Origin of the sequence: Mycobacterium sp. D16Q16, assembly GCF_002013745.1 — a bacterium.
Lineage (GTDB): Bacteria > Actinomycetota > Actinomycetes > Mycobacteriales > Mycobacteriaceae > Mycobacterium.
Genome location: NZ_MAEY01000004.1, coordinates 186,697 through 201,007, shown reverse-complemented (window position 1 = coordinate 201,007; position 14,311 = coordinate 186,697). Strand labels below are relative to the sequence as shown.

At 64.7% G+C, this 14,311-nt stretch carries 14 protein-coding genes; 10 read left to right on the top strand and 4 right to left on the bottom strand.

The window, feature by feature from the left end; all coding sequences use genetic code 11:
* Positions 1–6: 6 nt before the first annotated feature.
* The 3 genes from B4394_RS05465 to ddaH are packed head-to-tail and all read right to left on the bottom strand — an operon-like array spanning position 7 to position 3,609.
* Positions 7–1,482 (bottom strand): APC family permease, encoded by a 1,476-nt coding sequence (locus B4394_RS05465; RefSeq protein ID WP_078314448.1) that lies wholly within the window; start codon positions 1,480–1,482, stop codon positions 7–9.
* A 25-nt stretch (positions 1,483–1,507) separates the two neighbouring features.
* Positions 1,508–2,728 carry an ornithine--oxo-acid transaminase gene (gene rocD, locus B4394_RS05460; protein ID WP_078314611.1) on the bottom strand — a complete coding sequence of 407 codons (1,221 nt, stop codon included), beginning with the start codon at positions 2,726–2,728 and terminating at the stop codon, positions 1,508–1,510.
* 23 nt (positions 2,729–2,751) lie between these two features.
* Entirely contained in the window at positions 2,752–3,609 is an 858-nt protein-coding gene (ddaH, locus tag B4394_RS05455) for a dimethylargininase (protein WP_139359952.1), read from the bottom strand.
* 135 nt (positions 3,610–3,744) lie between these two features.
* Here ddaH and B4394_RS05450 point away from each other — a divergent pair, with 135 nt between their 5' ends.
* Entirely contained in the window at positions 3,745–4,197 is a 453-nt protein-coding gene (locus tag B4394_RS05450) for an Rv2324 family transcriptional regulator (RefSeq protein ID WP_030096676.1), read from the top strand.
* Positions 4,198–4,255: 58 nt separating this feature from the next.
* On the top strand, positions 4,256–5,461 hold the full coding sequence (locus B4394_RS05445; protein ID WP_078308499.1) for an NAD(P)/FAD-dependent oxidoreductase: 1,206 nt from the start codon (positions 4,256–4,258) through the stop codon (positions 5,459–5,461).
* Between the two features lie 6 nt (positions 5,462–5,467).
* On the opposite strand, the gene mftR is transcribed toward B4394_RS05445, so the two are convergent.
* Positions 5,468–6,064 carry a mycofactocin system transcriptional regulator MftR gene (mftR, locus tag B4394_RS05440; RefSeq protein WP_078308500.1) on the bottom strand — a complete coding sequence of 199 codons (597 nt, stop codon included), beginning with the start codon at positions 6,062–6,064 and terminating at the stop codon, positions 5,468–5,470.
* Positions 6,065–6,167: 103 nt separating this feature from the next.
* Between mftR and mftA the strand changes: the two genes are divergently transcribed.
* The 8 genes from mftA to eat all read left to right on the top strand — a co-directional run bounded on the left by mftA (position 6,168) and on the right by eat (position 14,310).
* Positions 6,168–6,272, top strand: coding sequence for a mycofactocin precursor MftA (gene mftA, locus B4394_RS05435; RefSeq protein ID WP_030096679.1), 105 nt, complete (start codon positions 6,168–6,170; stop codon positions 6,270–6,272).
* Positions 6,273–6,286: 14 nt separating this feature from the next.
* Positions 6,287–6,592, top strand: a complete 306-nt coding sequence (mftB, locus tag B4394_RS05430) for a mycofactocin biosynthesis chaperone MftB (protein WP_078308501.1) — start codon at positions 6,287–6,289, stop codon at positions 6,590–6,592.
* Positions 6,589–7,833, top strand: a complete 1,245-nt coding sequence (gene mftC, locus B4394_RS05425; protein WP_078308502.1) for a mycofactocin radical SAM maturase — start codon at positions 6,589–6,591, stop codon at positions 7,831–7,833. Before mftB ends, mftC begins: the two co-directional genes overlap by 4 nt.
* A complete protein-coding gene (gene mftD / locus B4394_RS05420) occupies positions 7,834–9,012 on the top strand; it encodes a pre-mycofactocin synthase MftD (protein WP_078314446.1) in 1,179 nt (392 codons plus the stop codon). It abuts the gene before it with no gap.
* A gap of 157 nt (positions 9,013–9,169) precedes the next feature.
* The gene (gene mftE, locus B4394_RS05415) at positions 9,170–9,916 is read left to right on the top strand and encodes a mycofactocin biosynthesis peptidyl-dipeptidase MftE (protein WP_078314445.1); all 747 of its coding nucleotides are present in this window, start codon (positions 9,170–9,172) and stop codon (positions 9,914–9,916) included.
* Complete coding sequence (gene mftF, locus B4394_RS05410; RefSeq protein WP_078314444.1) at positions 9,913–11,361, top strand: mycofactocin biosynthesis glycosyltransferase MftF; 1,449 nt, start codon at positions 9,913–9,915, stop codon at positions 11,359–11,361. The genes mftE and mftF overlap by 4 nt, the downstream gene beginning before the upstream one ends.
* A gap of 8 nt (positions 11,362–11,369) precedes the next feature.
* Positions 11,370–12,785, top strand: a complete 1,416-nt coding sequence (mftG, locus tag B4394_RS05405; protein ID WP_502688380.1) for a mycofactocin dehydrogenase MftG — start codon at positions 11,370–11,372, stop codon at positions 12,783–12,785.
* Positions 12,786–12,846: 61 nt separating this feature from the next.
* On the top strand, positions 12,847–14,310 hold the full coding sequence (gene eat / locus B4394_RS05400; protein ID WP_078308506.1) for an ethanolamine permease: 1,464 nt from the start codon (positions 12,847–12,849) through the stop codon (positions 14,308–14,310).
* Position 14,311: the final 1 nt, after the last annotated feature.

The window sequence follows — 14,311 nt, the reverse complement described above, 5'->3', positions numbered from 1 at the left end:
AGCGGCTCATCGCACCGGCTCCTCAATCAATTCGGCTGGGTCGCTGGGTAAGTCGTTCAGCGCGCTGTGGTGCCGGCCCCACGCCAGGTAGAACGCCAGCACCACGACAACCCAGGATCCGAAGGCGATCCAGGTGACCCAGGGCAGGCTGAACAGAATGTAGCCGCAGGCGATGACGGATAGGACGGGTGTGACCGGGTAGCCGGGAACACGGAAGGCGCGCGGCAGATCGGGTTCCCGCACCCGCAGGATGATGACGCCAATCGAGACCACGATGAATGCCGTGAGTGTGCCGATCGACACCATGTTCGCGAGGCTGTTCAAGGGGACGAATGCGGCCATGAGGCCCACGACGATCGCGACGATGATCGTGTTGTTCACCGGTGTGAGCGTGCGGGGGTTGACCTGCGCGAAGACCGAGGGCAGCAGGCCGTCGCGGCCGATGGCGAACAGAATGCGGGTCTGACCGTACATCGACACCAGGGTGATCGAGAAGATCGAAATGACCGCGCCCAGCGCGAGGAACGTACTGGCAGAGGTGCTTCCGGTGACCTTATCCAGAATTAGCGCCAGGCCCGCCGACTGTCCCTCGAACTCCCTCCACGGCTGCGCGCCCAACGCGGCAAGGGCCACCACGAGGTAGAAGGCGGTGACAATCAGGAGTGCGGCGATGAGCGCGCGTGGCATGGTCCGCTGTGGGTCCTTCACTTCCTCGCCCGCGGTGGACACGGTGTCCAGCCCGACGTAGGTAAAGAAGATCGTCCCCGCCGCGGCGCCGATGCCGCTGACGCCGAACGGCGCGAAGTCGGCGAAGTTACCCGCCTGAAACGCGGTGAACGCGATGATCGCGAACACCGTCAGCACGGCAAGTTTGAGCAGCACCATGACCGTGTTCACCAGTGCCGACTCACTCGTCCCGCGGATGAGAAGGATTGCGCACATGACGATGAGGACCACTGCGGGCAGGTTGAGCCAGGCATGCGGCATCCCTGGATCGGCGTTATCCCAGGGGGCGGCGCTGATCGCGTGTGGCAGGTGTGTTCCGAAGACGTTGACCAGGAGCTTGTCGAGATACTGGCTCCAGCCCACCGCTACCGCGGCCGCCGATACGCCGTACTCCAGCAGCAGGCAGGCTGCCACCACCATCGCGGCCAGCTCGCCCAAGGTGGTGTACGCGTAGGAGAACGAGGAACCCGATACCGGTACCGCGGAGGCTAACTCGGCGTAACAGAGCGCGGCGAGCCCCGCGGCGAGACCGGCGACCAAGAACGAGACCATCACCGCAGGGCCCGCCTTGGGCACGGATTCGGCCAAGATGAAGAAGATGCCGGTGCCCACCGTGGCACCGACGCCGATCATGGTCAGTTGGAACGTTCCCATCGACTGCCGCAGATGCCCGCCGGCGCCGTGCGCGGTGGGCGCCCCGGACGTGGGACGGCGACGCAGCAGCTGCTGGGCAAGACTGGGTGACGAGGGTGCCATAGTGCCTCCTGTGACCGGGCGAAATCTATCGGCTATTGGCCAGCGCATCGGCGAACTGGTCTATCGCCCAATCGATTTCGTCCTCGGTGATGACAAGGGGTGGTGCAAACCGGAGAGTCGCGCCATGCGTGTCCTTCACTAAGACGCCACACTCTGCCATGCGCAGACTGATTTGTCTTCCGGTTGCCACATTCGGATCGATGTCGACCCCGGCCCACAGCCCCAGCGAACGCACCTCGGTGACGCCATGGCCGATCAGGGCGTCGAGACGCCTTCGCAGGTGTCCGCCCAGAACGGCTGCCCGGCGCTGGAACTCGCCACGCTCCAGGATTGCCACGACGGTGGATCCGATGGCCGCGGCCATCGGATTACCGCCGAAGGTGGAACCGTGCTCGCCCGGATGCAGCACGCCGAGTACGTCGGTATCGGCGACCACGGCTGACACCGGAACCACGCCGCCCCCGAGTGCCTTGCCCAGCAGGTACACATCCGGGACCACGTTCCAGTGGTCGCATGCAAACATCCGGCCGGTGCGTGCGAGCCCGGCCTGGATCTCGTCGGCGATGAACAGAACATTGTTCTCGGTGCACATTGCGCGGACCGCGGGGAGGTAGTCGTCGGGCGGGATGACGATGCCGGCTTCACCCTGAATGGGTTCGAGGAGGACGGCGACGGTGTTGTCGTCGATTGCCCGTGCCAGGGCGTCGATATCTCCGAACGGGACAACACGGAACCCGGGAGTGAACGGGCCGAACCCGCCGCGCGCCGTCTCGTCGGAGGAGAAGCTCACGATGCTGATGGTTCGACCGTGGAAATTGTTGTGTGCCACCACGATATTGGCTTGTCCTGCGGGCACTCCCTTGACATCGGTGCCCCACTTGCGCGCAACCTTGATGCCACTCTCCACAGCCTCGGCCCCGGTGTTCATCGGTAGCACCATGCCCTTGCCGCAGAGGCGGGCGAGATCGCGGCAGAACCTGCCGAGACGATCGGAATGAAACGCCCGGCTCACCAGGGTCACCGTGTCGAGCTGTGCGTGCGCGGCCGCGAGGATCTCGGGGTTCCCGTGGCCGAAGTTCACCGCCGAGTAGGCAGCCAGGCAATCCAGATACCGCTTGCCGTCCACGTCCTCGATCCAGGCGCCCTCGGCGCGGTGAGCGACGACCGGTAACGGCGCATAGTTGTGCGCGCCGTACTGTTCGGCCAACTCGATGTACTCAGAACTCTTGTAGGAATCGGGCGACATGCCGGGAGCCTGTTCCGTGGTGGTCACGAGTGCAGCTCCAGTGTGCAGCATTTCACCGATCCGCCACCCTTGAGTAGTTCGGAAAGGTCGATGCCGACCGGTTCGAAGCCGGCGGCACGGAGCTGTTCGGCGAATCCGGTAGCCGCGGCGGGCAGCATGACGTGGCGACCGTCGGAGACGGCGTTCATTCCGAGGACGCAGGCATCGTCCGAGCTGGCGATGATCGCGTTGGGGTACAGGAACCGCAGCCTGGCTTGTGAGGCCTCACTGAACGCCTGCGGGTAGTACGCCACGGTCTGCGGATCCAGCACGGCCAGCGCCGTATCCAGGTGATAGAAGCGCGGGTCGACGAGCTCCAGTGTGACGACGGGAATGTCGAGCATCCGTGCCACCTCGATGTGCGATCTGGCATCGGTGCGAAAACCCGTGCCCGCCAGCATGGTCTCGCCTGCCAGTAGAAAGTCGCCCTGTCCCTCGTTGGTGTAGCGCGAGTGCATGGGGCGCAGTCCATGCGCATGCATCCATTCGGCATGTGCGGCAGATTCACCCGCGCGCTCCGCGTGCGTGAATCGCGCGACAACAGCCTTGCCCCGCAACACGATTCCACCGTTAGCCGCGTAGACCATGTCCGGTAGACCGGCCACCGGGGGCAGGATGTCCACCGTGTGCCCGAGACGTTCGTAGGTGGCGCGCAACGCATCCCACTGCGCGACTGCGAGCGTGGGGTCGACGGGATTGGATACGTCCATCCAAGGATTGATCGCGTATTCGACTGTGTAATACGTCGGCGGCACCATCACGTAGTGACGTGTCGTCGGTGTTCTGTCTGAATGTTGGATAGGGGAGCCGGCCGGGTGTCCACCCTCGTGCACAACGGTCATGTGGTGAGCGTATGAGAGGTGCTTCCTGCAATCAATCTCCATACGTTGTCTGGTGGAGTGCGATCCATTGCGTCTAGATGGTCAATTTGGCATTCTATTGCAGGAATAGATGGGATCGCCGGAGGAGGATCGCGAATGGCCGAGCTCGATGCCACCGATGAGCGGATCGTGACGCTGTTGATGCGCAATGCTCGAGCGACGTTCGCCGAGATCGGCGAGGAGGTGAACCTGTCGGCACCCGCCGTCAAGCGTCGTGTCGATCGCCTGGTCGCGACGGGGGTGATCAAGGGTTTCACCACCGTGGTGGATCGCGCTGCCGTCGGATGGAATACCGAGGCCTACGTTCAGGTCTACTGCCAGGGCACCATCACCCCGGAAGCCCTGCGGCGGGCGTGGATCGATATTCCCGAAGTGGTGAGCGCGGCAACGGTGACCGGAACCTCCGACGCGATGTTGCGCGTGCTTGCCCGCGATATTCAGCACCTCGAGCGCGCGCTGGAACGCATCCGTGCCAGTGGGGACATCGACCGCACCGAGAGCATCGTGGTGCTCTCCAACCTGGTGGACCGAGCGCAGGTCCAGGGGTAGGAGGCAGGGTCGATATAGGCCTGACACCGCGCATGTCCAGTCGTGTATGAAGTAGACCGTGAGTGATGCGACTGGGAGCGACGCAGAGCAGGGTGTACTGATCATCGGTGGCGGGCTGGGCGCGGTGCGAACCGCCGAGCAGCTGCGCCGCGCGGAGTTCACCGGGCCGATCACCATTGTGAGTGGCGAGACCCATCTGCCCTACGATCGCCCGCCGCTATCCAAAGACGTCCTGCGTGATGCGGAGAAGAGCATCGACGCCGTCGTACTCAAGCCACGAGAGTTCTATGACGAGAAGCAGATCGAGCTGCGACTCGGTGCGAGGGTAGTGGCATTGGATCCCGCCGCTCGCACGGTCACGCTGGATGACGGAACCACGCTGCAGTACGGGGAAGTCATCATCGCGACCGGCCTCGTTCCCCGGCGTATTTCCGCATTCCCCGACTTGGACGGCATCCACGTCCTGCGGACCGCCGACGACAGCTTCGCATTGCGGGGAGACGCCGCCAATGCGCGGCGCGCGGTGATTGTCGGGGCGGGCTTCATCGGATGCGAGGTCGCATCAACATTGCGGGCCAACGGGGTTGACGTGGTTCTGGTCGAACCGCAGCCGGCCCCGCTGCTCGCCGCGATCGGTCAGCAGCTCGGTGACCTGGTCGCCCGGCTGCACCGCAACGAGGGTGTCGATGTTCGAGTGGGTGTCGGAGTGGACGCCGTGGAGGGCGAGGAGCGCGTCCGGTCCGTCACGCTGTCGGACGGCACGAGACTGGACGCCGATCTCGTCGTGCTGGGGATCGGGAGCCGGCCCGCGACAGACTGGCTCGACGGATCCGGTGTCCAGGTGGACAACGGCGTGGTGTGCGATGCCGTTGGCCGTACCGCCACCCCGCATGTCTGGGCGCTGGGTGATGTCGCCGCATGGGCAGATGCTGCCGGGCTTCCCAGTCGAGTAGAGCACTGGAGCAACGTTGCCGAGCAGGTTCGCGCGCTTGTGCCAGCGTTGCTTGGGCAGGAGCCCGCCGCTAATGCCGCTGCCGTGCCGTACTTTTGGAGTGATCAGTACGACGTGAAGATTCAGTCGCTCGGCCATCTGGGAGGCTCGGATACCGTGCATCTCATCTCCGACGACGGTCGCAAGTTCCTGGCGTACCTGGAGCGCGATGGCGTACTGACCGGAGTTGTCGGCTGTGGGATGGCCGGCCCGGTGATGAAGATGCGGGCCAAGATCGCGGCGGGGACGCCCATCGCCGAGGTACTGGAGTAGCGAGACTTAGCGGAGGGCTCGCAACCCCGCCTCGGCGGCGTCGAAGCCCTTGCCGAGTAGCGCGGTAAGGGCCGAAGATTCATCGGCGAGCCATTGTTCGTAGGCGGCAAGCGCCACGCCGAGCAGTGTCCAGCCAACGGTCTGCGGCAAGAGGGCGGCGGGATCCGCGCCGCTGCGTTTGGCCACAAACTGCGCGATGACATCACGCCAGCCCGTATACATCAGCATCGAATACGCCTGTAGTGCTGGGATCTCCAGAATCAGTCTCATCCGCATACGGTGTCGCGGGGCTTCGTCGGCCGGAAAGTCGTTGAATGTCAACAACGCCTGACGCAGCGCGGTGCTGGTATCCACCGTGTCCGGAGTCTCGTCCAGCAGCGCACGCATCACCTCCAAATGAGAATCGAAATCGCCCCACACGATTGCGTTCTTGGAGCTGTAGTACCGAAACACCGTGCGCCGCGCGATGCCGGCCGCCGCGGCGATGTCGTCGACGCTGACGTCGTCGAAGCTGCGCTGCGTGAACAGCGCCATGGCAACCGCGGTGATCTCGTCCCGTGTTGTGGAAGGGCGTCGTCCTACGCGCGCCGGCTGCGCATTCATGCCGAGAACTCCGCCATTTCCTGACACCCTCTTCCCTTTCTGCACTCGATGCCATTATTATCGTGATCGTTGCCACAGTCCAGACTCACAAGGGAGTGAACAGATGGCCGAGCCCACCACTGTCGCCGGACAGACCACCGACACCGAGCTGGTGCAGGAATCGCTGGTCGAAGAGGTATCGATCGACGGGATGTGCGGCGTCTACTGAGACGCCCCACCTCCATGAGCGCCATGATTGACGAGGCGCCCGCCGGTTTCGACTGGACCCGGCCCTGGCAGTTACACCCCCAGGTGTCGTTGCGCCCGGAGCCGTTCGGGGCGCTGCTCTACCACTTCGGCACCCGCAAGCTGTCCTTCCTGAAGAACCGCACTCTGCTGCAGATCGTGCAATCCCTCACCGACCACAGCAGCGCCGAGAATGCTTGGCGGGCCGCTGGTGTCGAGGAGGCTCAGGTTGCCGCGTACCAGCGTGCCCTGGCTGTATTGGCGGATTCGAAGATGATCGTGACCCGAGAGGACGCCCGATGAGCGCTCCCGCAGTGCCCCGCCTCAATGTCGCCGCCGTTGCGGCTCCGAGACTGGTGGATCAGTTCGAGCAGGGACTGGATGCCCCCATCTGCCTCACCTGGGAGCTGACATACGCCTGCAACCTTTCCTGCGTGCATTGCCTGTCATCGTCGGGCAAGCGCGATCCACGTGAGCTGTCCACCGGGCAGTGCAAGGACATCATCGACGAGCTCGAACGCATGCAGGTGTTTTACGTGAACATCGGCGGCGGCGAACCCACTGTGCGATCGGACTTTTGGGAACTCGTTGACTACGCGACCGAGCATCACGTAGGAGTCAAGTTCTCGACCAACGGCGTGCGCATCACCGAGGAGGTGGCGGCGCGGCTGGCCGCGAGCGACTACGTCGATGTACAGATCTCGCTGGATGGTGCGACGGCGGAGGTCAACGACGCGGTGCGCGGTGCGGGATCGTTCGCCATGGCGGTACGCGCGCTGGAGAACCTTGCCGCCGCCGGATTCAAGGACGCCAAGATCTCGGTGGTGGTTACCCGTCACAACGTGGACCAGCTCGACGAATTCGCGGATCTAGCCGCAAAATACGGTGCCACACTGCGGATTACACGACTACGTCCGTCCGGTCGTGGCGCCGATGTGTGGGACGAGCTCCACCCCACCCCGGCGCAACAGCGCCAGCTCTATGACTGGCTGGTGCTCAATGGTGAGCGGGTGCTTACGGGCGATTCCTTCTTCCACCTGTCGGCATACGGCGACGGGTCCGGGGGTTTGCCGGGCCTGAACATGTGTGGCGCCGGACGGGTGGTGTGTCTGATCGACCCGGTGGGCGATGTCTATGCCTGCCCATTCGCCATCCATGACCGATTCCGTGCCGGAAATGTGGTGTCCGATGGTGGATTTGATGCGGTGTGGAAACACTCGCAGCTGTTCAACGAGCTACGTGAGCCACAATCCGCGGGCGCCTGCGGCAGTTGCGGGCATTACGACAGCTGTCGGGGTGGCTGCATGGCGGCCAAGTTCTTCACCGGGTTGCCGATGGACGGGCCCGACCCGGAATGCGTGCAGGGCTACGGAGAGGCGGCCCTGGCCGCCGATCGCGTAGTACCCAAACCCAGTGGGGACCATTCGCATTCGAAGGGCAAGCGCGCTCCGTCAGCGGGGCCCGTCGCCCTGACCCTGACGCGTCGGCCACCTTCGCGCGCCTGCGATGAGAACCCGATTTCCAACCTACGAGCAGGACGGTAGATGGCCCGCAACACATGGTTCGAGACGGTCGCGATCGCCCAGCAGCGGGCCAAGAAGCGACTGCCGAAGTCCGTCTACAGCTCCCTGATCTCGGCCAGTGAAAAAGGGCTGACCGTCAGTGACAATGTCGAGGCGTTCGGAGAGCTCGGATTCGAGCCCCATGTCGTCGGCATTCAGCCGGATCGTGAGCTATCGACAACCGTTCTGGGGCAAGAGATCTCCCTGCCGGTGATGATCTCGCCGACCGGTGTTCAGGCCGTCGACCCCGACGGTGAGGTGGCGGTGGCGCGTGCCGCTGCCGCGCGCGGCACCGCCATGGGGTTGTCCTCCTTCGCGAGCAAGCCCATCGAGGATGTGGTGGCCGCGAATCCGAAGACGCACTTCCAGATCTACTGGCTGGGCGGGCGTGACGATGTGGCCCAGCGCATCCAGCGCGCGAAAGATGCTGGTGCAGTGGGCCTTATCGCTACTCTTGACTGGAGCTTCTCGCACGGTCGTGACTGGGGCAGCCCGTCCATACCCGAGAAGATGAACCTGCGGGCGATGGTCCGGCTGGCGCCGGAAGTGGTCACGAAACCCGGGTGGCTGTGGTCGTTCGGGAAGAAGATGAACATTCCGGATCTGCGGGTGCCCAACCAGGCGGCCCGGGGCGAGGCCGGACCGCCGTTCTTCGACGCCTACGGGCAGTGGATGGGTACTCCCGCGCCGACATGGGACGACGTTCAATGGATGCGCGAACAATGGGACGGTCCGTTCATGCTCAAGGGCGTCATGCGCATCGATGACGCTAAAAGGGCTGTGGATTGCGGAGTTTCGGCGATTTCGGTGTCGAATCACGGCGGCAACAATCTCGACGGAACGCCCGCCTCGATCCGCGCGTTGCCGGGCATCGCCGAGGCCGTCGGTGGTGATGTCGAGGTGCTTCTGGATGGCGGCATTCGGCGGGGCAGCGATGTCGTCAAGGCGTTGGCCCTTGGTGCGCGTGCGGTGATGATCGGCCGGGCGTATCTGTGGGGTCTGGCGGCCTCGGGGCAGGCCGGGGTCGAGAACGTTCTGGACATCATGCGTGGCGGCATCGACTCGGCGCTGATGGGCCTCGGCAAGAAGTCTGTGCACGAGCTATCCCCAGATGACCTTCTCATCCCTGAGGGCTTTGCCCGGGGCCTCGGACGGCACTAGTTCAGCGCATCGCGAATTGAACACGGCGTCGGCAGAGTCGATGGGGCGGCAGGGACTGGCGTGACAACAGGTGCGAAAGAGCGCGTAGCACCTAAGCCGACGGCCAGCAAGGATGTAAAGACCTCACTTGGGTGCGCCAACTTTGGATGCATTTGACGTGAATTCGGCCTACCATCGGCGGGTGGCTGTTCCGACTGTCTTGAGCACCGCCATCTCTCCGGAGCTCGCAGACGAGGCCATCACGCTGTTCACTCCGCTTGGCTCGACCGAACAACACGGGCCGCACTTGCCGTTGGATACCGATACCCGGATTGCCGGTGCTGTGGCTACCGCTGCGGCCGAGGAACTCGCGTCCGATGCGGGTGCGGGCCGGACGGCTCTCGCCCCTGCCATCGCGTACGGGTCCAGTGGAGAACATCAGTCCTTCGCTGGGACCATCTCGATCGGTACCGCGGCGCTGACCCAGGTCCTCGTGGAGTACGGCAGATCGGCCACCCAGTGGTGCCGACGCATCGTCTTCGTGAACGGTCACGGCGGCAACGTCGAGGCGACGGTCTCCGCGGTGCGGCTCCTGCGTTCGGAGGGCCGCGATATCGGGTGGTGGGCGTGCGCGGTCGAAGGCGGTGACGCCCACGCTGGGCATGCGGAAACATCTCTGCTGCTACATATTTCACCAGATACCGTCCGGCGGGAGGAAGTGCTCGCCGGAAACTCGGCGCCGCTGCATGAGCTGATGGCACCGATGCGTGCGGGCGGAGTGGCGGCCGTGAGCGCGATCGGTGTGCTCGGAGATCCGACGACGGCCAGCAGCCAGGACGGCGCGCGGATGCTCGCGGCGATGACCCGACGCTGCGCCGACGCGGTGCGCCGCTGGCTACCCGATGCCGACGGGCGGCTGGTATGACCACGAGCGACGACGCGGCGCAGGGCGCGTCCGCACCACACGGACGGCTACCCGACGGATTCGCGGTTCAGGTGGATCGACGAGTTCGGGTTCTCGACGAGGGTTCGGCGCTGCTGGGTGGCTCGCCGACTCGGCTCCTGCGATTGGCCCCGGCGGCGCGCACGCTGCTTTCCGGCGGACGGCTTGAGGTGCGCGATGCGACGAGCGCTCAGCTCGCCCGGACGCTGCTGGATGCGACCGTTGCGCATCCGCGCCCGACAGGCGGGCCGGGCTATCGAGACGTGACCGTCGTTATTCCTTGTCGTAACAACGGATTTGGATTGCGTCGACTGTTGCGCGCCCTGCGTGGAATGCGCGTGATAGTCATCGATGACGGTTCCACCATTCCGATCGTGGAGTGCGAGCTGGAGGGCATGCACTGTGACGTGCGGGTGGTGCGCCACGCCGACAGTCAGGGTCCCGCGGCGGCCCGCAACACCGGACTGAAGTTGGCGACCACGGATTTTGTCGCCTTCCTCGATTCGGACGTGGTGCCCAGGCGCGGCTGGCTGGAGGGGCTGCTGGGACACTTCAGCGATCCGGCGGTGGCCCTGGTCGCTCCGCGGATTGTCGGATTGGTGTTGAGCGACAATGCGATTGCCCGGTATGAGGCGGTCAGGTCCTCGTTGGATCTCGGTCTCCGTGAGGCGCCGGTCGTACCGTACGGCCCGGTGTCGTACGTCCCCAGTGCGGCCATCGTGGTGCGGCGGGCCGCGATTGACGAGATTGGCGGGTTCGACGAGTCGCTGCAGTGCGGTGAGGACGTGGATCTGTGCTGGCGGCTGATCGAGGCGGGGTCGCGGCTGAGGTATGAACCCGTGTCCCATGTGGCACATGACCATCGGCTCACCCTTCGAGAATGGTTCGCGCGCAAGACATTTTATGGAAAGAGCGCGGCGCCGTTGTCGACGCGCCATCCCGACAAAGTCGCGCCGATGGTCATCTCGAGGTGGACGCTGCTGGTGTGGATTCTCGTGGCGGTGGGCTCAGGGATGGGCTATCTGGCCGCTGCGGGCATGGCTGCGCTCGCGGCGGGGCGCGTGGCGCGGACTCTCCGGGGAGTGGATACCCCGCCACGGGATGTCGTCAGGGTCGCTGCCCAGGGTGTGGGCGGCGCGGCGCTGCAGATCGCGTCGGCGCTGTGCCGTCATTACTGGCCGTTGGCGTTGGTGGCCGCCGCGCTGTCGCGGCGCAGCCGCCAGGTGCTCGTGGTGGCAGCGATTGTCGACGGCGTAGTGGATTGGATGAAGCGCAACGACAATTCGGCTTCGCCCGATGATCGGATCGGCCTGCTCGAGTACGTGCTGCTGAAGCGTCTCGACGACATCGCCTATGGGATTGGCCTGTGGTCCGGGATCGTGCAGGAGCGCGATCTCGGTGCGCTCCGACCGGAACTACGGCCCTGAGCAGGCCGATACACGCGGATGTGCTCATCGTGGGCGCAGGCAGCGCGGGATCGATTCTGGCCGGGTGCCTCTCCGAGGATCCGTCGTTCCGGGTGGTGCTGGTCGAGGCGGGGCCAGCGTCCTCCGCGGACGAGGACGGCGTACGCGACGGGTACCGCCTCCCGATTGGTCCCGACAGTCAGATAGCCACCTACTACTGGGCGACGCTGACATCCACGGGTGATCAGGCGGAGCTGGTGCGGGGATCGGTGGTGGGCGGCTCCGGCGCGATCAACGGCGGCTACTTCGTGCGTGGCCGGCCCGCGGATTTTGACGGATGGTCGGTGCCGGGATGGGCCTGGGCGGATGTTCGTGATCACTTCCGCGCGATGGAGACCGACCGCGACTTTCGGGACCATCCGTTACATGGGTCGTCGGGGCCCATACCGATCGGCCGGAAGCACGAACAAAGCAGTGCTGGAAGGGAATTGACGGAGCTCGCGGTCAAGGGCGGATACCCGGTGGTGGCGGACCTGAATGGCAAGGCCGGCGTCGGGGTGGGGCTGGTGCCGCTCAACATCGATAGCGGGATGCGGGTTGGGCCCGCGCGCGCCTATCTGGAGGGGGCGGGCTGGCGGCCTAATCTCGCGGTGTACTCCGGTACCCGCGCACTGCGGGTTCTCTGCGGCGCCGGGCGGGCCACTGGGGTGCAGGTGGCGGTCGGAAATTCGGTGCGGACGCTGACCGCCGATCGAATCATCTTGAGTGCGGGGGCGATTGAGACCGCAAAGCTGCTGTTGCTGTCGGGGATCGGGCCCGCGGATGACCTGCGTGCGGTGGGGGTTCAGCCCGTGGTCGACCTGCCCGGCGTCGGTACGCGGCTGATGGACCACGCGGAATGGGTGCTGGACACGGGTGACGAGGGGCAGCAAGGCTATCCGGTTCTGGACACCGTGTTGCACACCGATCGTCAGATGGGCATCGAAATACGGCCGTATACAACCGGATTCGCAGCCATGGCAGGGGTGGCACTGAGCGGCGCGGATGCCCGGCAGATCGGTGTCGCGTTGATGACGCCAAGGTGTCGCGGCCGGCTTGAGCTACGTTCGACCGATCCCGCGGCGCCGGTGTACATCGACTTGAGGTATGACAGCGAACCCGTAGACATGGATCGCTTGCGCGACGGCGTGCGTCTGGTATCCGAGCTGTACGGACGGCGGTTCGGTGGCCCGCGGTGGTCCACGTCGCAGCATCTGTGCGCGACCGCCCCGATGGGCAATGACGAGGACAAGCATGCGGTCGTCGACAAGTACTGTCGCGTCAGGGGAATCGATGGGCTGTTCGTCATCGATGGGTCGATCATGCCGACCATTCCGAGCCGAGGGCCAGCGGCCACGATCGCGATGATCGGGCATCGCGCGGCCCAGTTTGTTGCGTGGTCGTAACGGGAGCGCGAATCTTGGCGTCTACCGCACGCGCGCACGTCATCGGTCGCACAATTGGACGATGTCAACTCCCGATGACGCCGTCAGTTCACGTACGGAGGCGCCGCTTGATCATGCCGGCGTCCAATCACACCTCGAAGGTGCCGACTACCTCGCCCGGCGGCAGCTGAGATCGGGCACCGCGGGCTGGGTACTGCTGGCCGGGCTCGGCGTGAGCTACGTGATTTCCGGAGACTATGCGGGCTGGAACACCGGGCTGAGCAAGGGCGGTTTCGGCGGGATGGCCATCGCGGCCGTCGTCATCGCCGCGATGTATCTGTCGATGGTGCTCAGCATGGCGGAGATGTCGTCGGCATTACCCACCGCGGGCGGCGGGTACACCTTCGCCCGGCGTGCGATGGGCCCCTGGGGCGGATTCGCCACTGGGACGGCGATTCTCATTGAGTATGCGATCGCGCCGGCCGCCATCGCCACTTTCATCGGAAGTTACGTCGAATCACTGCATCTGTTCGGTCTCAAGGACGGGTGGTGGATCTATCTGGCGGTGTACGCGATTTTCATCGGCATCCACCTCAGCGGTGCCGGTGAGGCGCTCAGGACGATGTTCATCATCACCGGGATCGCGCTCGTCGGCCTCATCACCTTTGCCATCGGAGCTGTCGGCCGATTCGACGCGCATAACCTCACGGACATTCCCGTCGATGAAACAGCAACGGGTGCATCGGCATTCCTGCCCTACGGATATTTGGGAATCTGGGCGGCGGTGCCGTTCGCGATCTGGTTGTTCCTGGCGATCGAGGGCGTACCGCTGGCCGCCGAAGAAGCCCGCGATCCCGCCAAGAACATCCCGCGCGGCATTGTGATGGCCATGCTGGTGCTCGTCATCACCGGTACTGCCGTGCTGATCTTGGTGCCGGGCGCGGGCGGTGCCGAAGCGATGGGGCAGTCCGGGAATCCCTTGGTCGAGGCGCTCGGAACCACCACGGTGGCCAAGGCGGTCAATTACATCGGGCTGGCCGGACTCATCGCCAGCTTCTTCTCCATTGTCTACGCCTACAGTCGCCAGACCTTTGCGTTGTCCCGGGCAGGCTACCTACCTACCGGGTTGTCGGTCACCAACAGCCGGAAGGCTCCGGTACTGGCGCTGATCGTGCCGGGAATCATCGGATTCCTGTTGTCGCTCAGCGGTAAAGGCGCGATGTTGCTCAACATGGCGGTTTTCGGTGCGGCGCTGAGCTATGTGCTGATGATGGTGAGCCATATTGTGCTGCGTATTCGCGAGCCGGAGATGCAGCGGCCATACCGCACCCCCGGTGGCATCGTCACCAGCGGGTTCGCGCTGGTGATCGCCTGTGCTGCGGTGGTGGCGACCTTCATCGTCGATACCACCGCAGCTTTTGCCACGTTCGGCGTATTCATCCTGTTTATGGCGTATTTTGGGTTGTATAGCCGTCACCGTTTGGTGGCGAACTCCCCGGATGAGGAGTTCGCGGCGCTTGCAGAAGCCGAGAACGAACTGAAATAGG